This is a genomic window from Citrobacter sp. Cpo012, assembly GCF_030333015.1.
GTDB lineage: Bacteria > Pseudomonadota > Gammaproteobacteria > Enterobacterales > Enterobacteriaceae > Citrobacter > Citrobacter portucalensis.
The window spans coordinates 161,569-182,041 of sequence record NZ_JAOWGR010000043.1 but is presented as its reverse complement, the minus strand read 5'-3'; the positions used below and the strand labels follow the sequence as shown (position 1 = coordinate 182,041).

The window sequence follows — 20,473 nt, the reverse complement described above, 5'->3', positions numbered from 1 at the left end:
TCTACAGACTAAGTATAGCGAAGGTGATGGTTGAAAAACGACCACGCGCCAGCAGTATCAGATTTCAGACCATTCGCGCAGCAGGTTATGGTAGAGATTGAGTAATGACAGGATCTCGCTGCTCTCCCCATGGCGAGCCTTCAGGGATTGAATGTTTTTATCCAGTTCAAAAAGCATGGCGCGATTTTTGTCGTCACGGACCATCGACTGTATCCACATAAAAGACGCCACACGAACGCCATGGGTCACTGGCGTAACGCAATGTAGGCTGCTGGAAGGGTAAAGCACCAGATCGCCTGCCGGAAGCTTCACCGCATGCTGGCCGTAAGTATCATTGACCAGCAGTTCTCCCCCTTCATAATCATTCGGGTTACTCAGGAATAAAGTTGCGGAAAGGTCTGTGCGCATCCAGCCGTTTTGCGGATGGCTACGCACCGCACCGTCAACGTGAAAACCGTAGGTCTCGTTGTCCTGGTAGCGATTAAACAGCGGTGTGGAGAGCGTTTTCGGTAGTGCTGCGGCGAAGAAAAGCGCGCTGTTATTTACCGCAGTCTGTACCGCCTGTTGTAAAACGCCGTAGCGTTCACTTTGCGTATTCACCTGCTGGTTGTTTTTAACCTGCGCCCCCTGAGCGCCGGTGGTTGCGCGGCCATCAACCCAGTCGGCAGCGTCCAGTTGTTCGCGAAACCAGGCTACATCCTGCGCCGACAGAACGCCGGGAATGTGGTACATCATCAGTGTTTCTCCTGAAAGTGGGGCTTACGCCCCACGCGATGGATTAGAAATGCATATTGGCGGTGAGCAGGAAAGTTCTTGGCTCGCCCGGATGATAGCGGTATCCACTCTTGTTTATGGAAGATACATAATCGGTGTCGAACAGGTTATAGACGTTTAGCTGGAAATCGAGATTGCGATTCACGCGATAGCCCAGTTTGGCGTCAGCGACCCAGTAACCTTCAGTGTAGGATGGCGTACCCACCGCACCGTCGGAACCGCGATGCATACTGCCCACGTAGCGAGCGCCTGCGCCAACGGAGATATCATCGGTAGCCTGATACTGGTTCCACAGCGTGAATGCATGTTCCGGTGTATATGGCAGGGAAGAGGATCCATCTTGAGCAACGTTTTTACCGCTGTGGATGGTCGCGCGTTGCTGGGTGTAACCCCCAATAATCTGCCATGCGGGAGTGATGTTACCTGCTACCGAGAGCTCGTAGCCTTCAACGCGTTTCTCTCCGTACTGGGAATAGGTACCGTCGTCGTTCTGCTCAACTTCATTCTCAATATCTGTGCGGAAAATCGCGGCGGTTAACAGCAGGCGCTTATCCAGCACCTCCCATTTGGTGCCGATCTCGCTGGTTTTCGCTTTCTGCGGTTTGAAATCGGTACGGTTCGCACTGTTACCGCTGCCGCCCTGAGCAAGAGCAAAGTTGCTGCCGCCCGGCGGTTGCTGAGAAACGGCATAGTTGATGTACACGTTACCGTTATCGGTCAGGTGATACAGCGCGCCAGCTTTCCAGTTCACCAGATTGCCTGATTTGGCAGTATCTACAGTGGTGACCGGGGAACCTTTAGCCACGCCTGTCGGGCACGCGACTGCGCCGCGACCGGAAGCGCCGCAAGCGGTGGCGCTGTCATATTCAGTCCGGTAATTGTCGAGGCGAATACCACCGTTCAGCTCGAATTCACGGGTAATTTGTAGCGTATCAAAAGCGTATACACCGAAGGTGTCTGTTTGCCCGTTAGCGTTGGCGCCGTTACGAGATAATCCGCCGATATTCACATTGCTGTCGGGGTGATAGATATTCACCGGTGGTGGGGTGATCGGCGCCACGCCATAGTTGGTTTGTGTTTCGCGCGTCAGCTCCACGCCGGTGCTGATGTCGTGACCGATGGAGCCCGTGTAGAACGTTGAGGTCAGGTTGGTCTGGTTGGTCAAGATCTTATTGCTGACATCCTTGGTATTTGCCAGGCGTGACCAGGTCCAGCTGTCGACGCTGCTGGTGGGTTGGGTGATGTTAGACGCGCCGCCCATCACCGCCGTCATCAGATAATCCTGTTTAATGCGCGACCAGCGGGTGGTGTTGCGAATAGTGGTGCTGTCGTTCAGGTCATGTTCAAAACGCATCGTCGCGGTATCGGTTGTCGAATCGTCATAATCCGAGTTGGTACCGTAGAAATTATGCGTGTCCACTTTGCCTGAATGATTCAGTGCAGAAGTCCCCGCAGAAGGTGCGGAGTATCCCGGCAGGCCAATGGTAGGGATGCCGCCATCCGGTGTGTTGTGTTGGGTGACATGCAGATAGTTCAGGTACAGTCGGTTCTCAGTCCCTAAGCCAAAAGCGAGAGAGGGGGCCACACCGTAACGTTCATTCTTAACATTATCGCGACCAGCATCATGCGTTTTTTCACCCATCAGGTTTAAACGTGCGGCGGTGGTCTCGCCGATGACCTGGTTAATGTCCAGCGTACCACGGCGGAACCAGGCGCTACCGACGCTGGCCGATGCATCGATTCCTGAGTCGGTGCGTGGCTGTTTGCTGATCATATTGATAGAGCCAGTCGGTGCGCTACGTCCATAGTCGGTACCGGAAGGACCTTTGATTACTTCCACCTGTTCGGTATTGAAGGTGTCGCGCGTGACGCTGCCAATATCACGGATACCGTCGATATAAATACTGTTCGAGGTATCCGCACCACGCATGTAAACCGCGTCACCGGTGCTGGAGTTACCGTTCTCACCGGCGAAAAATGCGCCAACGCCCGGGACGTTTTTCAGCGCGTCGGTCAGATTTGTTGCGCCTTGATCCTTAATCACCTGCTCAGAAATCACCGTCATGGTGCGGGTTGTATCCGCCACCGGACGGGAGAATTTAGGGTCGGCAGACTGTGTTGGGGCGTACAGCGAAGGTTTGGCCGCTTCAACGATCAGAGTGTCTTCTTGTTTTTTATCCTGGTCGTCCGCAGCGACAGCCTGAGCTATAGGGGACAGGCCAATGCACAGACCGGCAAAAAAAGTCAGTGAGTGAAAGCTACTGGACGGCAAGTTGCGATTTTTATCCATGTTAATGAGTGACTTATTATTTTTTGAGTGGACGGTTTCACTCGCGCGAAGGGACATCTCTATGGATGTTATACCCTGCAGGCCTCGCGGAAATGAATGTGTAATTGATAATGATTTTGATAAGCATTACTAATCAGTGCGACGTTTTAGCATTCATTAATTCAAAAATAAATACATTTATTTACATTGGATTCAAAATGCCAACATATTGATTACAAATTGAACTGCAATGAAGTGAACAGCGCGCAGAAAACTGCATTCGGGATGAATGCAGTTGGGCTGAGAAGGGGTTACTTATAGATGGTTGCGGTGCCGTACATCTGATTTTTACCGCCTGCAGAATTAACGACAAAGCCTTTTGCGCCTTGCTCTTTCGCTTTCTCCGCCAGCTTGTCTTCCAGGTCGCTCAGATTAGAGGCGCCGGTAGCGGATACGGTGCCGGAAGCATGTAGCTGACCGGTTGCAGGGCTAGTGTTGGGCTGTGCAGCAAAGGAGGCAAATGTCATGCCGGAAAGTACGGTAGCAGCAAGTAATGTGAGGCATTTCTTCATGGTGATGTCCTCTGAAAAACAACAGGTGTGCCTGATAAGTTTAGGTCGTCAGCGGATGACATTTACCGCAAAAAATTGGTGATGAACTGTCTGTTTTTTGAACAATCAGCAAGGCATCAAACAGGTGTAAAAAATCAAATTTCCTTGTTGTGTGTGTTTACCGCGTGGCGTTATGCGGGTATCTTACGCCGCTGTTAAAAGGAGAATGCTATGTCTGCCCAGAAACCGGGATTACACCCACGCAACCGCCACAATGGCCGTTATGATCTTGCGACTTTATGCCAGGTTACGCCCGAGCTGACGCAATTTCTCACCCTCACGCCCGGCGGTGAGCAGAGTGTTGATTTCGCGAATCCGCAGGCAGTAAAGGCGCTCAATAAAGCACTGCTGGCGCATTTTTATGCGGTAAAAAACTGGGATATTCCAGATGGTTTTCTGTGCCCGCCGGTGCCTGGTCGTGCTGACTACATACACCATTTGGCCGACCTGTTGGGTGAAACCAGCGGAACCATTCCGGCAAATGCGAGCGTGCTGGACGTGGGAGTGGGGGCAAACTGTATTTATCCACTGATCGGCGTGCATGAATATGGCTGGCGATTCACGGGTAGTGAAACCAGTAGCGAAGCGTTTAACAGCGCTCAGGCGATCGTCAACGCCAATCCGGGATTAACCCGTGCTATTCGTCTGCGTCGCCAGAAAGATGCAACGGCAATCTTCAACGGCATCATTCACAAAAATGAGCAGTATGAAGCCACATTGTGCAACCCGCCATTTCATGATTCTGCGGCATCAGCCCGTGCCGGAAGCGAGCGCAAACGCCGTAATCTGGGACAGGACAAAGACGATGCGCTGAACTTTGGCGGACAGCAGCAGGAGCTGTGGTGTGAAGGCGGTGAAGTGGCGTTCATCAAGAAAATGATTGCTGAAAGCCAGGCCTTTGGTCGCCAGGTGATGTGGTTCACCACGCTGGTGTCGCGCGGTGAGAACTTGCCTCCGCTGTATCATGCATTAACGGATGCGGGCGCGGTGAAAGTGGTCAAGAAAGAGATGGCCCAGGGACAAAAGCAGAGCCGCTTTATTGCCTGGACCTTTATGGATAACGATCAGCGTCGTCGTTTTATGGCGCGTAAACGCTAAAGCGTTGGCTCGGTTGGCGGTAGCGGTTCGCTTGCCGCCGACGCAGGGCCATTCCCTGGTGCAGGTAACACTTGATACGTCTGTACCGGGGCGCGTATGTTTGCCAGATCGAAGTATTTCTTCACCTGGCTGTCGAGCGCAAAACGTACCGTCCACTGCTTCAGCGGCAAGGTGGTAAACGAGACCCGTAGCGTGAATGCCGTATTGGTTAATCCTACAATCCCGGCAAACGACGGCTCGCCGATAATCAACCCGCGAATATCATCTTTTTCCATCACCGCAGCAACCGCGTCTTTCAACGCCTGATTTGCTTTATCCGCATCCTCATGGCGGTCTACGTCGTAATTGGCGACGACCGATCCAATTCCACGCACAAAGTTGGCGAAGGTCGTAATCGATGACCAGGGAATGATATGGTACGCCCCGGTGTCCTGACGCACGCCCACAGAACGAATGGACATTCGTTCAACCGTACCGGTGAGTGGACCGATGGTCACCAGGTCGCCGGTGTTCATGCCATTTTCAAACTGAATAAAAATCCCGGTAATAATATCTTTTACCAGCGTTTGCGAGCCGAAAGAGATTGCCAGCCCCAGCGCCCCGGCCCCGGCCAGCAATGGGGCGATATTAACGCCAATTTCCGACAGCACAATCATGATGGTGATCGTGCTGATGATCACCGCCAGCGCGTTGCGAAACAGCGTCAACAGGGTGCGGGTACGAGCGCTGGGTAGCGGACGGCCGTGGATATCGGAGGCCAGACGATTTTCAATCAGGCTGGCAAGGATCGTCCAGCCGATGGCGGAGAAGAATAAAATCAGCGCGATACGGATCAGAATATCCACCGTTTTTTCTCCTGCGCCGTAATGCAGCCAGTTCCAGAAGTCGAACAGTCCCCAGGCATTCAATAGCAGCATCACCGCAACGCACACCGTCAGGATCCTGGCCACGCTTAACGCCGTCGACAGCCAGCCATTCAGCCGCTTTTGGAGTTCCGGATAGCTGCGCTGGGTGTGTGGCGAAAGGGTAATAGTTTTGGCTATCCAGCGGGAAAACATGCCGGAAACAAAGGCGGCAATTCCAATGATTACCAGGCTGCGCAGCGTAGCGCCCATCATGAATTTCAGGCTGTTGCCCGGATCAAACAGCGAAAAGAAAAACAGCACAATGAAGTAGGCGCTGGCCAGCCAGTGCCATACCAATGCAAAGGCGCGGATAAACAGGCTGAAAAAAGCTAACGATCTTTCTGCCAGATTCTGTAAATGCAGCGTTATCTCTTTCTTATTTCTGAAAATCAGGTACAGCGCCCATAGCGTGATACACAGCATGATGATGACGTTGGCCATCGCGCCGACCTGCACATTGACCTGATTGGAGATAATGGGAACGGCAACTATAAGCCCGTAACCAATCAAACTGCTTAATGAACTCAAACGCCGATTCCAGTAGCGCGCACCGGCATCCTGAATGTTAAACGGGCGCAGTTCGGCCACCGTTGGGCAAAATATCAGACGCAGAATGGCTTTGAAGAATTCAATCAGGGCAAAGGCATTGAGAAACAGGCTTTGCTGAAAGGCGATGGTGCGACTGCCGGCGTTCATTCTGTCGCTCAGTATCTGCCCGACAAACAATGTCAGCGCCAGCAGAAGCAAATCAATAATGAATGCGCCGACGATCATCGCCGGAAGCTGCAGCCAGTTGCTGCGTTCGCGGTTTTTCCGCCGCGCCCATTGCCCCATTTTGCGATACAGCGGCAGCGCGCACAGGCGGATCAGCCAGTAAAACCCGAACACTGACGCCGCCAGCATTAAAAAATGAGTCAGGGCATTGGTGAACGTTTGCGGGTTAAAGGTCTTGTGCGGTGCATCGGTAATATTGCGATAAAGCTGGGCAAAGCGGCTGGAGAGCGCCTCACCGTAGTGTCGGGTGACATCGGTGACGTTTTCCAGCACCGTTTTTTCTTCCGTTAACGTGGGTGGGACAATGGTTGGCACCGGTTCGGCTGGAGGAGTTGTCGCCACTTTGCGTAACTGATCGATCAGTTCTTTCCGCGAGGTGTCATTTTCCAGCACATCAGCCAGTGCGCCGTAAGCCGCTTTCTTCTGTTCAACATCTGGCTCCTTTGCTGGGGCGGTTTGTGCGTTGGTTGACGTTGGCGTGGTGACGCCAGGTATCGTCACTGCCTGAGTCGGAAGACTCAACAGACAAACAAAGATGAACAGGATCCAGCGCATGACTCCTCCCATGAGAAAATAAATTCAAAAGGATAAGTATAGATGTCAGGGCGGGAGGGAATTGAAATGAGAGGATTCTGGTGAAAAACCTCCCTTCGGGCGAAGGGAGGTTGAGCTATCAGGAAACGTGCTGCAAGAATTCCTGTAAGCGTTGGCTGGGTGGATTTTCAATCAGGGCCTGCGGATTACCGTCTTCGGCAATTCGTCCCTTATCAATGAAAATCAGGCGTGAAGCCACTTTTTCGGCAAAGCCAATTTCGTGGGTCACAATCACCATGGTCATCCCTTCTTCCGCCAGGTCCTGCATAACTTTCAGAACTTCATGGCGCAGTTCCGGGTCGAGTGCTGAGGTTGGCTCATCAAATAGCATCATTTTCGGTTTTACTGCCAGCGCACGGGCGATAGCCACACGCTGTTGTTGACCGCCGGACAGTTCAGAAGGGTAGTGATGTGCACGTTCGGCCAGACCCACTTTTGCCAGCAGCTCTTTCGCCAGTTTCTCGGCCTGTTCTTTATTCGCCCCGCGTACGCGCTGCGGTCCGAACATGACGTTTTCTAGTGCCGTCAGATGTGGGAACAGGTAGAACTGCTGAAATACCATTCCGGCTTCCTGACGGATTAAGCGCTCGTCTACCTTCGGATCGTTTACTTTCAGACCATCGACGATCAGATCGCCGGAGGTTATCTCTTCCAGCTTGTTAATGCAGCGCAGCAGGGTAGATTTACCGGATCCTGACGGCCCGATAATCACCACGACTTCACCCTGCTGAATGTTCAGGTCAATATTGTGCAGCACCTGGGTTGGACCAAAGTGCTTAGAAACGTTTTTAAATTCAATCACAGGATTTTCATCCTTCTTTCCAGACGACGCAGAATGAAGCTCAGCACCAGCGTAATGATCAGATAGAACACCGCAACGGCGCTCCAGATTTCCAGTGCGCGGAAGTTACCGGCAATGATTTCCTGGCCCTGACGGGTCAGTTCAGCGACGCCAATGACAATAAACAGCGAGGTATCTTTAATGCTGATGATCCACTGGTTGCCCAGCGGCGGCAGCATACGACGCAGTGCGAGGGGTAAAATAACGTGGCGGATAGTCTCTGTGCGTGAAAGTCCAAGCGCCAAACCGGCTTCGCTGAACCCTTTATGGATTGAGAGCACCGCACCGCGGGTGATTTCCGCAATATAGGCCCCGGAGTTGATCATGATGGTGACAACGGCGGCGCTAAAGGGGTCAATGCGTAAATCGTTAAATGCCATTGGCAGAGCGAAGTAAATAAACATTACCTGCACAACGATTGGCGTACCGCGAATGACTTCGATAAACACCAGCGCTACGTGGTTGGCGATCCAACCGCCGAAAGTGCGCGCAAACCCTGCTGCAAGTCCGATTATCAGACCGCCAGCCAGACCGAGGACCGAGATCCACAGGGTCATTTTGGCGCCTTCAATCAAAAGCGGGATGGCGGGCCAGATGGCACTCCAGTCAAACTGCATATGTCGTTCCTGTTACCGTGGTGTAAATATTCAAATGCCCGTTTTGCCGGATGTGCTGTGCTTATCCGGCCTACAGGTCTCAAAAATCCAGGCGTAGGCCCGGTAAGCATCACGCTACCGGGCAACGCTGCCGGTTATTATTTAGGTTCAGTACCGAACCATTTTTTGTAGATTTCGTTGTAAGTACCGTTTTCTTTCAGCGTTTTCAGTGCGCCGTTCACTTTCTCACGCAGGTCGTCGCTGCCTTTCGGGAAGGCGATACCGTACTGCTGGGCTTCCAGCGATTCGCCTACAGCTTTGAACTGACCATTGCCTGCTGTTTTGATGAAGTAAAGAATGTTTGGTGTGTCGTGCAGTACAGCGTCTGCGCGGTTGGTGCCCAGTTCCATATATGCGTTATCGATATTCGGGAACTGACGCAGGTCTTTGGTTTTGATATTCGCTTTCGCGTAATCAACGGAACCGGTGCCGCTCTTAACTGCAACGACTTTACCATCCAGATCTTTTACGCTTTTGACGTCGTTGTTATTCGCTTTCACCATCACTAACAGACCGCTTTTGTAGTAGCCGTCGGAGAAGTCGATCGCTTTTTTACGCTCTTCGGTGATGGTGATACCTGCCAGTGCCAGGTCGATATTTTTGGTTTGCAGAGCCGGGATGATGCCGCTGAAATCCATCGGTTTCAGTTCATAATCCAGCTTCAGTTCTTTGGCCACGGCAGCCCACAGATCCACATCAAAACCAACGTATTTGTCACCCTGTTTGAATTCGAACGGTACAAACGCGGTGTCGGTTGCGACAACCAGTTTCTTATCTGCGGCATGGGAGGACACCGCAAAAGCCAGGGTAAGTGCAGCCAGTGAAACTTTTAATACAGACTTCATAGGATTTCCTTTTATATCCACGGGGCGATCCCCTGCGAGAACATATGGCTTAATGAAAAAATCGTGCCAATTTTGCAACTCATTGTTTTAACAAGAGGGTGTCTCGTTTCTCTGCACAATAAGTAGGGCATAGCGAATAATCTGCACTGTTTTGGGGCACTTATTTGGTGCGAACCAGTCACGGTGCAAACGGTATGACTATTTAGCGTAAAAATTGTTGATAAAACAATCTTTCGTTAACGATTGTGTGAGGTGATTATTACAAATAATTTACTTTGGAGTGACGAATGATCAATGTTATGCACCATAGATGTGCAAAACCCCCGCCGGAGCGAGGGTTATATAGGTAATTCTTATGTCTGCTGTTACTCAATGTTGGCTTCGATAAACCACAGGAATTTATCGAGGTCGCGAGAAGCTGCGGTAAAGATATCCGCGGTATCTTCGTCTTTTGCTTCGCTGATAGCTTTACGTACGCTGTTTGCAACTACGGCATAACGTTCGGCCAGCTCTTTTAAGTGGTCCTGTACGCTATGGATATCCAGCGGGTAACTTTTCAGAGGCGTTTTGCTGTTAATAACCTGAGTTGTGCCCAGTGCCACACCGCCCAACTGTACGGCGCGTTCAGCCATGGTGTCGAGGTGATCGGTCAGAGCTGTACGGAAGCCATCCAGCATTTCATGTACTGCAATGAAGTTTGCACCGCGCATGTTCCAGTGAGCCTGTTTGGTGATCAATGACAGGTCAATGAACTGGATTACTTGCTGATTCAGCAGTTCTACGGTCGCTTTCTTTTCGCTATCAGACACATCGTTGCGGGTATAAAGGAGGGCGGATGCTTTTGTTTTTACCAGTTTCGCGGTACTCATATTTTCATATCCTCTTGATATTTATGTCCCAACTCTTCAACGGAATTAAGTATAGCGCTAAATTTGGATTTTTGTTTCCGGTGTTGCCTATCACTTTAATAGTGAAGACGAGGGTGAATATAAAATATCAAATAAAATCAATGTGATGATGGTTTTGTTACTTGCGTGGTGTTATTTTTATGTTAATTTTAAGATTAAATGAAATATGCGGATGAGAAAATTATATTTATTAGAATTATTATCACGCAGATTTACAATTGGATATTCTGCATGATTATGCAAACCATGCAGAATAATACGTGGTTAATTCACGTCGACTTGTTTTATTTGTGGCTCTTTACGAATAGTGAGCGTAGAGCCCATTGATGCGACAATAATGGCGCCCAGAGCGAGCGTCTGGATAAGCGTCAGCGTTTCACCGAGGAAGATCATTCCGGAAACCGCTGCCAGCGCGGGTTCCATGCTCATCAATGTACCGAAAGTACGCGTAGGCAGGCGCGTCAACGCAATCATCTCCAGTGAATAGGGAAGCGCAGTAGAGAGGACTGCAATGGCCAGACCTAACGGCAGTATGGACCAGTGCCACAGGGCATCTCCGGCCTGGAGTGCGCCGATTGGTACAAATACCAGAGCTGCAATGAATGACCCTACTGCGACGGTTGCCGGACCGTGTTCCGCCCCGGCTCGCTGCCCGGTAAGAATATAGATGGCCCAGCAGGCGCCAGCCCCCAGCGCCAGCGCTGCGCCGGTTAAATCTACGTGAGAAACGTCCTGACCCAGAGGCAGCAGGAACCAGAGCCCGAGTACTGCCAACGCAACCCAAATGAAATCCACCGGGCGTCGGGATGAAAACAGCGCTACCGCGAGCGGGCCGGTAAATTCCAGCGCCACGGCGATTCCCAGTGGGACGGTTTGGATAGACAGGTAGAAAAGATAGTTCATCCCGCCCAGAGACAGGCCATAAAACAGTAGCGGCAGGCGTTGTTCTTTGGCGAATCGTAAACGCCAGGGCTTAAAGAAAGCGATAAGAATGAGCGTACCCAGCGCAAGGCGCAGCGCGGTAACGCCCGGCGCACCGACGAGTGGGAACAACGATTTTGCCAGTGATGCTCCGCTTTGAATGGAGGACATAGCAATAAGCAAAACCAAAATAGGCAACCAGACTGGCGCTTTACGTGACAACCCCGGCATCCTTTCTCCTGTCAAATGATGATTACACGTCTCCATCTGTGCCACGCTTCAGCATTGTTCCGACGCAGATGATTTTATGTATAGAAAAGTAAAACAGCGAGTGTAATGGAATTACGCTCAACTGGTTGAGTATTCGTTGAAAAAAAAATTGCTCAGTTCCGTACAATGGCATGAAAATGATGGATTAATAATCTGTGTGATTAGGAATGTTCTGGATGAATGTGCCATATTGTGCGCGCAATAATGGTATTTTCAGTTGAAAAAGTGATGTTAATTGAAAGAGATAGCGGGTTTTTGAAATGTTCTGTTACATGAAAGACCCCATTAGACATCGCGAATCGCAAAGAGTTTCCCATCAATTTTTGGTATATTTAAAACTTAAGATTTACTTGAAGCACATTTGAGGTGGTTATGAAAAAAATTGCATGTCTTTCAGCACTGGCCGCTGTTCTGGCTTTCTCCGCAGGTACTGCTGTAGCTGCTACTTCTACCGTTACCGGTGGTTACGCTCAGAGCGATGCTCAGGGCGCAGCGAACAAAATGAACGGTTTCAACCTGAAGTATCGCTACGAGCAGGACAACAACCCGCTGGGTGTTATCGGTTCCTTCACTTACACTGAAAAAGATCGTACCGATGCTTCTGGCGACTACAACAAAACCCAGTACTACGGCATCACTGCTGGTCCGGCTTACCGTCTGAACGACTGGGCAAGCATCTACGGTGTAGTGGGTGTTGGTTACGGTAAATTCCAGAACGCAGCATCTCCGGCTGACAACCACAGCACCAGCGACTACGGTTTCTCTTACGGTGCTGGTCTGCAGTTCAACCCGATCGAAAACGTTGCTCTGGACTTCTCCTACGAGCAGAGCCGTATTCGTAGCGTTGACGTTGGCACCTGGATTGCTGGCGTGGGTTACCGCTTCTAATCACTTCGGTGATATGAAAAATCCGCCTCTTGGGGCGGATTTTTTTTGCGTGTAATGCAGGAAGGAATGTCGTTGTAGGCCTGATAAGCGCAGCGCATCAGGCATCGGTAGCAAAATGCCTTATCCGGCCGACAACGTATTATTTGGTTGAGAAAATATCGGTACCCAGATGGTTGTAGTCCACCTTCTGCAGTTTGAAGTTGGTGATGTACACCGGCCCGGCTTTTTTCTCTGAGATAAAGCGGTAGCTGTTGGTGATTTCCTTTGCGCTGATCCCTGTCCACTGCGAGAAAAAACTGAGGAAATCATTGGCGGAGCGACGGGCTTTAATCACCCGATGCGCTTTATCATCGCTCGACAGCACCATGAAAGGCACCTGGAAATTCTGCTGGAACTGATCGTCATGCGCCAGGTACTGCACCTCTTTTCCCCGCTCTTTAAACGCGAGGCCATGATCGGAGAAATAGACCATCGAGAAGCTATTACCGCTGTTACGTAACTGCTCGTAAAGCTGGCGCAGCAGGTTATCCGTCTGTGTCATTGTGTACAGATAACAAGATGTCTCTTTTGACTGGACGAAAGTCTCGTATTTACCCTGTGTTCGGTCACAGGCCTGCGGATGCGAGCCCATTAAATGCAGCACGATGAGCTGTGGCTGGGTGCGCTCGGTTGCCAGCACCTGGGCAGTCATCTTCAACAGCGCTTCGTCACGGGTGTTTTTATCCGCTTCGAAGTCACCGCTTTTGAGGAACTGAACCTCATCAGCGCGCTTCGCAATGCTGGCGATGGCCGTATCGTATTCACCAATCTGTCCCTGATTGGAAAACCACCATGTCTGAAAGCCCGCGCGGTTAGCCAGGGTGACAAAGTTATCCTGGAACTGGGGTTTATTATCCACTACCCGATTAAGCGTTAAGCCGAGCGATTTTTGCGTTGAACCGCTGGCCGCAATGTAATCCGCGAAGATATAGCCGTTAACGGAGCTGGCAAACGGGGTGTTATCCCAGTGGCCGCCAAACGCCCCTAACGCATCGCGGCGGGCGCTTTCGCCGATCACCACGACGTAGGTGTGATACTTCGGTTTAACGGCGGTTACCGTCCAGCTGTCTTTTACGCTCGACAGTTTCGCCATACGCTCTTGTTCGTCGAGCACTTCGTTGTTATTGACGATAACGTCCTTGGCGAAACGGAAAACCGGATAACCGGTATCTTTCAGCTTAAACACGCCGCCCCAGGCCAGGTTTTGTACCGGGGTAACAAAGAATGCGACAACGCTAAACAGCAAACAAATGCTGTCGAACTTATTCCAGCTGCGCTGCTGCACATCTTTTTTACGGCGTACGGCGATAACGCCAAGGGCAAAAATAAACACTCCAACCAGATAACTGTACCAGGGGAAGATGGTCAGGATCTCGGTTGACTCTTCCATATTGGTTGAGTGCAGCGCCAGTAAGGTATTGAAGTTCGGTGAGCCGTAAGCCTGGCCGAACGGAAAGTACATTGCCGCAATGAGTGAGCAAATGCCAATCAGTGCCTTCTGCGCGCGCGGCGCGCTACGCCACAGCAGCATCAATATACATGTGAAAGCAACGCTATAGAGCAGGCTAAGCGGATAGCCCAGAGCAAGGTTTATTAGCAGAGACTGTAAGAAATAGAGGCCAGTCCACGGACTAATAGCCCGACTGCGAGCAATGATTGAATCTTTGAGGGTTAAATTCATACGCCACTAATACAAAAACGCCATGTGCTTACCCTGGCGCTAAGGGTCATTGCCTGCCTGAGAGAGCGAGAAGAGGGATAGGGTCCGCATCCGCGAGCCGCAATATACGCAGGGCTGCGAAAAGATAGAGTGTGCGCAAGAGAAGGTCAACTACTACAAAGAAATTGTTTTGCGAGGGACGTGGCAAAACTGACAAAAAGAAGGGTTATTGAGACGAAAACCACCACCGTACCCGAATGACGGCAGGAAAATGAAGCGGCGTACCGCGACGCCGCATTATTTTTCTGAAGGTTTATCCTGCTCTGGTTTGCTGTTAATCATGTCACACAGCATAGAGATCAGCATCAACCGTACTTTAAAGGGAGAGTGACTAAACACGCGTATGCACCTCTTAAATTCATTCATGTAAACCTCCTGACTTCACAATCCCATCAGTCCTTGAGGGATGTCTTTATTATATACAGATATAGCACAGGCTATATTATATAGCTATTGCTAAAACGTTAATTTTTTGTGCCCACGCAACTCTGGTTTACAATGAGCGCTCTCTAATCAGATGCCGTTAACGCGTCACAGTAACGAGGAAGCAGAATGAGTCGTCGCGCAGGTATGCCAACAACAAAAAAAGTGACGCAATTGGTGAATGTCGAAGAACACGTTGAAGGGTTTCGTCAGGTCCGGGAGGCGCATCGCCGCGAACTGATTGATGACTACGTAGAGCTGATTTCCGATCTCATTATTGAGGTGGGTGAAGCGCGCCAGGTGGATATGGCCGCGCGACTTGGGGTTTCCCAGCCGACGGTTGCTAAAATGCTTAAGCGCCTTGCTTCAGTCGGATTGATTGAAATGATCCCGTGGCGTGGGGTGTTTTTAACCGCAGAAGGTGAACGACTAGCCCAGGAGAGCCGGGAACGTCATCAGATTGTGGAAAATTTCCTGTTGATGTTAGGCATCAGCCCGGAAATTGCCCGTCGCGACGCGGAGGGGATGGAGCATCACGTCAGTAAGGAAACGCTGGAGGCTTTTAGCCGGTTTACGCAACAGCAAGGAACTGGCTCTGAATGAGTTTTCCTTTATTACGTGCCTTACAGCGCGATCGTTTTTTCCAGCTGTTAATCATCGTTGGGGTTGTACTGAGTCTGTTCACGCCATTTACGCCCCGGTCCTGGCCAGGGGCAATTGACTGGCACACGATTATCACGCTTAGCGGGCTGATGTTACTGACCAAAGGCGTGGAGCTAAGCGGTTATTTCGATGTGTTAGGGCGCAAGATGACCCGCCGCTTCAAAACAGAGCGCCAGCTGGCGATATTTATGGTGCTGGCGGCGGCGTTGTTGTCGACGTTTCTGACCAACGACGTTGCATTGTTTATTGTTGTTCCGCTGACCATCACCCTGAAAAAATTATGTGCCATTCCGGTGAATCGCCTGATTATCTTTGAGGCGCTGGCGGTAAACGCCGGATCGTTGCTCACGCCAATAGGTAATCCGCAAAACATTCTGATGTGGGGACGCTCAGGCTTATCGTTTACCGCGTTTACCTGGCAAATGGCGCCGCTTGCGGGGGCCATGATGCTGACGCTGGTGGTGCTGTGCTGGTTCAGTTTCCCGCATAAAGCGTTGCACTATCATACCGGTACGCGCGCGCCTGACTGGCAACCACGCCTGGTATGGAGTTGTCTGGCGCTGTATATCATCTTCCTGGCGGCGCTGGAGTTAAAGCAAGAGCTGTGGGGTCTGGCTATTGTGGCGGCAGGGTTCATGGTACTGGCGCGTCGCGTGATCCTCAGCGTGGACTGGACGTTGCTGTTAGTATTTATGGCGATGTTCATTGATGTGCATTTGCTGACGCAGCTCCCGGCCTTGCAGGGGATTTCCCACCAGATTGGCACGCTCTCAGCACCGGGACTTTGGTTAACGGCTATTGGTCTGTCGCAGTTTATCAGTAATGTGCCCAGTACGATTTTGCTGCTGAACTATGTCCCGCCGACGCTGCTGCTGGCCTGGGCGGTTAATGTGGGCGGCTTTGGTCTGTTGCCGGGATCGCTGGCGAATCTCATTGCGTTACGGATGGCAAACGACCGACGGATCTGGTGGCGTTTTCATTGGTATTCGGTACCGATGCTGATATGGGCGGCGCTGGTGGGGTATGGTTTGCTGCTGTTGATGTAATTGATGTGATGTGCCGGATGGCGGCTGGCGCCTAATCCGGCCTACTGCGTTGGTAGGCCCGATAAGCGTAGCGCCATCGGGCATATATAGCAGATTAGTTCAAACGAACCGGCATACCTGAACGGTTCTGTACCGCCTGCTCAACGACGGCTTGATCGACGTCAGACTGGCCGGTGATGCTGGTAATGCTCTTGGTCAGGGTAATCGGTACGATTTCTCCGCCTTCGAACTGTGCTTCAGTCGTAGACAGTGGGTTATGTACTTCGATGTAACGGCTGCCGTCTGGTTCGGTAGTGGCTTTTACCGGCTCATCAATAAACTGTACGCGGGTGCCGACTGGCACATTTTCAAACAGGAATTTGATGTCGTCGTTACGCAGACGCACGCAACCGTGGCTGACGCGTAAGCCTACGCCGAAGTTAGCATTGGTGCCGTGGATGGCATACAGGCGACCGATATACAGCGCGTACAGTCCCATCGGGTTATCCGGACCTGCCGGAACAACGGCTGGCAGCGGCTCGCCCGCAGCGCGGTATTCCGCATGCATTTTCGCCGTTGGCGTCCAGGTTGGGCCTGCTTTTTTACGTTCTACTTTGGTTGTCCAGTTGATTGGCGTGTCTTTGCCCAGCTGGCCGATACCGATCGGCAGAACAATTACGGTGTTGGTGCCTTTCGGGTAGTAGTACAGACGCATTTCAGCGCTGTTGATAACAATACCTTCATGCACGGTATCCGGCAGGATCAACTGCTGAGGAATGTTCAGCACGGTGCCGCCTTTCGGCAGGAAGGTATCCACGCCCGGGTTGGCTTCCAGCATGTTAGACAGACCCATCTGATACTCTGCCGCAAAATACTCCAGCGGTTGGGTGTTGCCTTCAGGAATAGTAATGACCTGGTTTTGGCCAATCAAACGGCTACCATCAGTCGGCAGCGGGTACGTGACGGCTGAAGCGGTATTACAAAAACCAACTATTGCGAGTGCCGCCGCGAAAAGCGTTGTTAATTTCATATTCATATTCATGTATGCGAGATTCAGTGCCAGGCAGGCTAGTGGGTTGAGATTTATGTAGTGTTGGGCACGCATTATATGTGCAATCTGAGCAACAAGGAATTCGGATGTGTACTAAATCACATTTTTTTCCTTTTGGTTTCACTTTTCCCCTTCCGCATGAAGACGCGATCTTCTTGTAGACTTATGGCATAATAAGCGGTTTGTCACATATTTCTTTCTCTTTCAGGATACGCCAGTGTTAGTTTCCAGCAACGTCACCATGCAGTTCGGCAGTAAGCCGCTGTTTGAAAATATTTCCGTCAAATTTGGCGGCGGCAACCGTTACGGCCTGATTGGCGCGAACGGTAGCGGTAAATCCACTTTTATGAAAATTCTCGGCGGCGATCTCGAACCGACGCTGGGCAACGTTTCCCTCGATCCTAACGAGCGCATTGGTAAGCTGCGCCAGGATCAGTTCGCCTTTGAAGAGTTCACCGTGCTCGACACCGTGATCATGGGTCACGCTGAACTGTGGGAAGTGAAGCAGGAGCGCGATCGCATTTATGCTCTGGCCGAGATGAGCGAAGAAGACGGCTATAAAGTTGCTGACCTCGAAGTTCAGTATGGCGAAATGGACGGCTACTCTGCGGAAGCGCGTGCGGGTGAACTGCTGCTGGGCGTAGGTATTCCGGTAGAACAGCATTACGGCCCGATGAGCGAAGTCGCACCCGGCTGGAAGCTGCGTGTGCTTCTGGCGCAGGCGCTGTTCTCTAACCCGGACATTCTGCTGCTCGACGAACCAACGAACAACCTGGATATCGACACCATCCGCTGGCTGGAGCAGACGCTGAACGAGCGTGACAGCACCATGATCATCATTTCGCACGACCGTCACTTCCTGAACATGGTCTGTACGCACATGGCGGATCTGGACTACGGCGAACTGCGTGTTTATCCGGGTAACTACGACGAATACATGACGGCGGCAACCCAGGCGCGTGAACGTCTGCTGGCCGATAACGCCAAGAAGAAAGCACAGATTGCCGATCTGCAATCCTTCGTCAGCCGCTTTAGCGCCAACGCGTCTAAATCTCGACAGGCGACTTCTCGTGCGCGTCAGATTGATAAGATTAAGCTCGACGAAGTGAAAGCGTCCAGCCGTCAGAACCCGTTCATCCGCTTCGAACAGGATAAGAAACTGTTCCGTAACGCGCTGGAAGTGGAAGCGCTGGCGAAAGGTTTTGATGAAGGCCCGCTGTTTAAAAACTTCAACCTCCTGCTGGAAGTAGGGGAGAAGGTTGCCATCATTGGTGCCAACGGCGTGGGTAAATCCACTATGCTGAAAACGTTGGTTGGCGACTTACAGCCGGACAACGGTACCGTTAAGTGGTCTGAAAACGCCCAGGTCGGTTACTACGCGCAGGATCATGAATACGAGTTCGAAAACGATCTGACCGTTTTCGAATGGATGAGTCAGTGGAAGCAGGAAGGCGATGATGAGCAGGTAGTACGCAGCTTCCTTGGCCGTCTGCTGTTCAGCCAGGACGATATCAAGAAACCTGCGAAAGTCCTCTCCGGTGGTGAAAAAGGACGCATGCTGTTCGGTAAGCTGATGATGCAGAAACCGAATATCCTGGTTATGGATGAACCGACCAACCACCTGGATATGGAGTCTATCGAGTCGCTGAACATGGCGCTGGAAATGTACCAGGGCACGCTGATCTTCGTTTCTCATGACCGTGAGTTCGTCAGCTCGCTGGCAACCCGCGTGATTGAAATTACGCCGGAACGCGTAATCGACTTCACCGGTAACTACGAAGATTACCTGCGTAGTAAAGGCGTCGAATAAGTCTCCCGTCGTTCTCGTGTTACAGGTGTGATGGTTGCACCTGTAACACGAGATACTTAGGGATAAGGGGATATAAAATTAAACAATCCCCAGCGCGCGTTTACCGTGGATATTCAAATCCTCCAGCGTGAAGCGTCCTTCCCAGTTAGTTTCATAATCCTCCCGTGGAAAATCACCCGGCGACGCACCTTTTTCCAGCGCGGCCTTCACTTTGTGGGCGTAGGCCAGATTCTTTTCGCACATCGGTGCGGCAGGAATGTACATCACGTTACCCCAACCCTGCTGATTTTCCACCGGTGCGACGGAGTGAATCACATCACAATGCCACCAGACGGAGTCTCCGGCGTCCAGTTGTGGAATGCTGGTTAACGCTTCAATCAGCAGCGGATGCCATTGCGTGGAAATCGGCAGCACCCGGCCGGGCGCGACGCCGCAAAGTTCATCTTCTGGCACATCGTCAAGCAATGGGCGTAACAGTACATACGCCATCGCTTCAGGGATCGGGACCACATGCAACAATCCCTGACCTGGCAGCATATCGGACAGTGCAGTCCAGCCCTGGAAGGTACGGAAGACCGAACATTTGGTGGTGTTATCCACCGTGTACTCTTCTACCTCGGTGCGATGCGCCGCCTGCCATGGATCATAATCTTCCAGCTTGCCATTGAAAACATGAGCAAAGACCTGCTGATACGCCGGAAGAAGCCAGCGCTCCAGCGCGCCGGAATCCGTATGGGCGCCCAGCCCTTTGGACGTCGTTCCCGGCGGGCGACGGCGTATCCGGTCAGGGTAGATAACGCTGACATCCGGGTTAAACCATTGCTTACCTGCGCTTGAAAATGTCCAAAGACGATTAAGGAACGACTGTGCATTGGCCATTTCTTCACTCTGGCGGGCCTGCATCTGCGCCTGGGACCAGTAGATGGGGTAGATTTCAGGCCGTGATGCGCTCAGAGTACCGAAGAAATTATCGCCGGGTCCTTTATAGACGTCGTCAAAGTGGTTGCGGTCCAGATAGTCCAGCATTGAGCTGTCCCATCCGAGAGCCTGTTCGCGAGGGAAATGACCTTTAATGACTGCGCATCCGCGACGCTTAATATCTTCACGCTGCTCTGCACTTACGTGGCCCGCTTTGATATCTGCATAAGATATCACTGGCCACACTGGGGCACCTTGCGCTTTGAGGGCGTTGATTTCCGCCACGCGGGTGGCGATAGCATCGCTCAACTGATTGAAGATTAACTGAACATCCCCAAGCTGTGCCCGCAGTTGCTGTTTCATCTGCCGGATTGCCGCTTTGTGATCGGCGGGCAGCGTGTCGCTGGTAAAAGTAAAAGCCATATCCACCTCGCATTAACTTTCATTCGAAACTCAACTAACTTACAGAT

General features: G+C 51.5%; 18 protein-coding genes. 5 read left to right on the top strand and 13 right to left on the bottom strand.

Translation table 11 applies throughout. From position 1 onward, the window contains the following. Positions 1-57: 57 nt before the first annotated feature. From ybiX to mcbA, 3 genes are all read right to left on the bottom strand, one after another. The gene (gene ybiX, locus OGX90_RS20685) at positions 58-735 is read right to left on the bottom strand and encodes a PKHD-type hydroxylase YbiX (protein ID WP_048214623.1); all 678 of its coding nucleotides are present in this window, start codon (positions 733-735) and stop codon (positions 58-60) included. Between the two features lie 43 nt (positions 736-778). Further along, entirely contained in the window at positions 779-3,064 is a 2,286-nt protein-coding gene (locus tag OGX90_RS20680) for a catecholate siderophore receptor Fiu (RefSeq protein ID WP_060683740.1), read from the bottom strand. 290 nt (positions 3,065-3,354) lie between these two features. Next, the gene (gene mcbA / locus OGX90_RS20675) at positions 3,355-3,615 is read right to left on the bottom strand and encodes a DUF1471 family periplasmic protein McbA (protein WP_048235782.1); all 261 of its coding nucleotides are present in this window, start codon (positions 3,613-3,615) and stop codon (positions 3,355-3,357) included. Positions 3,616-3,825: 210 nt separating this feature from the next. On the opposite strand from mcbA, the gene rlmF reads away from it, so the two are divergent. Next, positions 3,826-4,752, top strand: a complete 927-nt coding sequence (rlmF, locus tag OGX90_RS20670; protein WP_048226015.1) for a 23S rRNA (adenine(1618)-N(6))-methyltransferase RlmF — start codon at positions 3,826-3,828, stop codon at positions 4,750-4,752. Here rlmF and ybiO read toward each other — a convergent pair. The 6 genes from ybiO to rhtA form a co-directional block, all read right to left on the bottom strand. Then, complete coding sequence (ybiO, locus tag OGX90_RS20665) at positions 4,749-6,986, bottom strand: mechanosensitive channel protein (RefSeq protein WP_111465886.1); 2,238 nt, start codon at positions 6,984-6,986, stop codon at positions 4,749-4,751. The genes rlmF and ybiO overlap by 4 nt on opposite strands. A gap of 118 nt (positions 6,987-7,104) precedes the next feature. Continuing rightward, positions 7,105-7,827, bottom strand: coding sequence for a glutamine ABC transporter ATP-binding protein GlnQ (gene glnQ, locus OGX90_RS20660; RefSeq protein ID WP_003035246.1), 723 nt, complete (start codon positions 7,825-7,827; stop codon positions 7,105-7,107). Continuing rightward, positions 7,824-8,483, bottom strand: coding sequence for a glutamine ABC transporter permease GlnP (gene glnP, locus OGX90_RS20655; protein WP_003035248.1), 660 nt, complete (start codon positions 8,481-8,483; stop codon positions 7,824-7,826). Before glnP ends, glnQ begins: the two co-directional genes overlap by 4 nt. A gap of 137 nt (positions 8,484-8,620) precedes the next feature. Beyond that, positions 8,621-9,367 (bottom strand): glutamine ABC transporter substrate-binding protein GlnH, encoded by a 747-nt coding sequence (gene glnH, locus OGX90_RS20650; protein ID WP_048235778.1) that lies wholly within the window; start codon positions 9,365-9,367, stop codon positions 8,621-8,623. A gap of 365 nt (positions 9,368-9,732) precedes the next feature. Next, complete coding sequence (gene dps / locus OGX90_RS20645) at positions 9,733-10,236, bottom strand: DNA starvation/stationary phase protection protein Dps (RefSeq protein WP_003035253.1); 504 nt, start codon at positions 10,234-10,236, stop codon at positions 9,733-9,735. Between the two features lie 303 nt (positions 10,237-10,539). Next, complete coding sequence (rhtA, locus tag OGX90_RS20640; RefSeq protein ID WP_008784209.1) at positions 10,540-11,427, bottom strand: threonine/homoserine exporter RhtA; 888 nt, start codon at positions 11,425-11,427, stop codon at positions 10,540-10,542. A gap of 411 nt (positions 11,428-11,838) precedes the next feature. Here rhtA and ompX point away from each other — a divergent pair, with 411 nt between their 5' ends. Beyond that, positions 11,839-12,354 carry an outer membrane protein OmpX gene (gene ompX / locus OGX90_RS20635; protein ID WP_048214619.1) on the top strand — a complete coding sequence of 172 codons (516 nt, stop codon included), beginning with the start codon at positions 11,839-11,841 and terminating at the stop codon, positions 12,352-12,354. A 139-nt stretch (positions 12,355-12,493) separates the two neighbouring features. On the opposite strand, the gene OGX90_RS20630 is transcribed toward ompX, so the two are convergent. Further along, positions 12,494-14,074, bottom strand: a complete 1,581-nt coding sequence (locus OGX90_RS20630) for a phosphoethanolamine transferase (protein ID WP_057067342.1) — start codon at positions 14,072-14,074, stop codon at positions 12,494-12,496. Positions 14,075-14,350: 276 nt separating this feature from the next. Beyond that, on the bottom strand, positions 14,351-14,479 hold the full coding sequence (gene mntS, locus OGX90_RS20625; protein ID WP_003831584.1) for a manganase accumulation protein MntS: 129 nt from the start codon (positions 14,477-14,479) through the stop codon (positions 14,351-14,353). A 186-nt stretch (positions 14,480-14,665) separates the two neighbouring features. Here mntS and mntR point away from each other — a divergent pair, with 186 nt between their 5' ends. Next, complete coding sequence (gene mntR, locus OGX90_RS20620; RefSeq protein WP_003831586.1) at positions 14,666-15,139, top strand: manganese-binding transcriptional regulator MntR; 474 nt, start codon at positions 14,666-14,668, stop codon at positions 15,137-15,139. Further along, positions 15,136-16,245, top strand: a complete 1,110-nt coding sequence (locus OGX90_RS20615) for an anion transporter (RefSeq protein WP_048226004.1) — start codon at positions 15,136-15,138, stop codon at positions 16,243-16,245. Before mntR ends, OGX90_RS20615 begins: the two co-directional genes overlap by 4 nt. Before the next feature lie 94 nt (positions 16,246-16,339). Here OGX90_RS20615 and ldtB read toward each other — a convergent pair whose 3' ends face one another. Next, entirely contained in the window at positions 16,340-17,260 is a 921-nt protein-coding gene (gene ldtB / locus OGX90_RS20610) for a L,D-transpeptidase (RefSeq protein ID WP_008784213.1), read from the bottom strand. 232 nt (positions 17,261-17,492) lie between these two features. Here ldtB and OGX90_RS20605 point away from each other — a divergent pair, with 232 nt between their 5' ends. After that, positions 17,493-19,085, top strand: a complete 1,593-nt coding sequence (locus OGX90_RS20605) for an ABC-F family ATPase (protein WP_008784214.1) — start codon at positions 17,493-17,495, stop codon at positions 19,083-19,085. Between the two features lie 78 nt (positions 19,086-19,163). Here the strand turns inward: OGX90_RS20605 and OGX90_RS20600 are convergent, their stop codons facing one another. Next, entirely contained in the window at positions 19,164-20,426 is a 1,263-nt protein-coding gene (locus OGX90_RS20600; protein WP_186413568.1) for a DUF1479 domain-containing protein, read from the bottom strand. Positions 20,427-20,473: the final 47 nt, after the last annotated feature.

What these genes read in the sequence shown, in the direction of transcription:
- dps (WP_003035253.1), bottom strand. Translation starts at nt 10,236, where the DNA reads ATGAGTACCGCGAAACTGGTAAAAACAAAAGCATCCGCCCTCCTTTAT.
- ybiO (WP_111465886.1), bottom strand. Translation starts at nt 6,986, where the DNA reads ATGCGCTGGATCCTGTTCATCTTTGTTTGTCTGTTGAGTCTTCCGACT.
- mcbA (WP_048235782.1), bottom strand. Translation starts at nt 3,615, where the DNA reads ATGAAGAAATGCCTCACATTACTTGCTGCTACCGTACTTTCCGGCATG.
- OGX90_RS20630 (WP_057067342.1), bottom strand. Translation starts at nt 14,074, where the DNA reads ATGAATTTAACCCTCAAAGATTCAATCATTGCTCGCAGTCGGGCTATT.
- OGX90_RS20680 (WP_060683740.1), bottom strand. Translation starts at nt 3,064, where the DNA reads ATGGATAAAAATCGCAACTTGCCGTCCAGTAGCTTTCACTCACTGACT.
- ldtB (WP_008784213.1), bottom strand. Translation starts at nt 17,260, where the DNA reads ATGAATATGAAATTAACAACGCTTTTCGCGGCGGCACTCGCAATAGTT.
- glnH (WP_048235778.1), bottom strand. Translation starts at nt 9,367, where the DNA reads ATGAAGTCTGTATTAAAAGTTTCACTGGCTGCACTTACCCTGGCTTTT.
- glnP (WP_003035248.1), bottom strand. Translation starts at nt 8,483, where the DNA reads ATGCAGTTTGACTGGAGTGCCATCTGGCCCGCCATCCCGCTTTTGATT.
- OGX90_RS20600 (WP_186413568.1), bottom strand. Translation starts at nt 20,426, where the DNA reads ATGGCTTTTACTTTTACCAGCGACACGCTGCCCGCCGATCACAAAGCG.
- ompX (WP_048214619.1), top strand. Translation starts at nt 11,839, where the DNA reads ATGAAAAAAATTGCATGTCTTTCAGCACTGGCCGCTGTTCTGGCTTTC.
- rlmF (WP_048226015.1), top strand. Translation starts at nt 3,826, where the DNA reads ATGTCTGCCCAGAAACCGGGATTACACCCACGCAACCGCCACAATGGC.
- mntS (WP_003831584.1), bottom strand. Translation starts at nt 14,479, where the DNA reads ATGAATGAATTTAAGAGGTGCATACGCGTGTTTAGTCACTCTCCCTTT.
- mntR (WP_003831586.1), top strand. Translation starts at nt 14,666, where the DNA reads ATGAGTCGTCGCGCAGGTATGCCAACAACAAAAAAAGTGACGCAATTG.
- rhtA (WP_008784209.1), bottom strand. Translation starts at nt 11,427, where the DNA reads ATGCCGGGGTTGTCACGTAAAGCGCCAGTCTGGTTGCCTATTTTGGTT.
- ybiX (WP_048214623.1), bottom strand. Translation starts at nt 735, where the DNA reads ATGATGTACCACATTCCCGGCGTTCTGTCGGCGCAGGATGTAGCCTGG.
- OGX90_RS20615 (WP_048226004.1), top strand. Translation starts at nt 15,136, where the DNA reads ATGAGTTTTCCTTTATTACGTGCCTTACAGCGCGATCGTTTTTTCCAG.